The organism is Parendozoicomonas verongulae (assembly GCF_009711465.1).
In the GTDB taxonomy this organism is placed as follows: Bacteria; Pseudomonadota; Gammaproteobacteria; order Pseudomonadales; family Endozoicomonadaceae; genus Sansalvadorimonas; species Sansalvadorimonas verongulae.
In genome coordinates this window covers 1-652 of record NZ_SMME01000366.1, presented here as the reverse complement: position 1 = coordinate 652, position 652 = coordinate 1, and the positions used below count along the sequence as shown (strand labels likewise).

The 652-nt window shown below is 57.8% G+C and carries 1 protein-coding gene; it reads right to left on the bottom strand.

Annotated features, from left to right (window positions below):
- Window positions 1-606 (bottom strand): hypothetical protein (locus tag E1189_RS00715; protein ID WP_230459868.1); only part of this gene is annotated, 606 nt, incomplete at its 3' end.
- Between the last annotated feature and the right edge of the window lie 46 nt (window positions 607-652).

Genomic DNA, 652 nt, shown 5'->3' with positions numbered 1-652 from the left:
GGTCAGCTCCGCCTCTGCCGCCTGAATCGCGGATATGGCACTGCCTTCGGTCTTGCTTCGCAGGGGCGCATAGGGTGCGGATAGAAGTCGGGTGCGGCTCTCCCCTGCGATACGATAACGCTCAACACCAAAGGTACGCTCCGCATCATACTGGGTGACCATGAATATCCAGTCCCAACCGTTGATGGTGATTTTGATGTCCTTGGTGCCGCTGCTGTCCGGCTCTATCAGTGCCAGCGTGGCCCGGTTATCCACAGTGGCCGAAAGCTGCCATGTGAAAGAATCAATATCCAGCTCGATGCGAATATCCAGCAGCTCGATAGGTTCGTTATCCGAAAGCCTGACGGCGTTCACGGTGTTCATAAGCAGGTAACTCTCCTTGTCATCCGGGGCCGTGGGTTGCAAAGGCAGAGGCTCGACCTTCGCGCCATAGTCGACGGTGTGCTTGTTATCTTTGACTCTTTCAAACCGGCCTTCTCCCCAAGGCAGGCCCGCCACCAAATCTGTCAGGCTGCCCTGCTGCCAGCGCACCACCGGAGCGGCATCCTTGGGCTGGATGGGTTGCTTGGTGACTGTGCTGCCAAACCGGAAGAAGATCGGAGGCATGAGGTCAGGCCGGTATACGCTCCCTTTGAACGAGAAGGCCATGGCG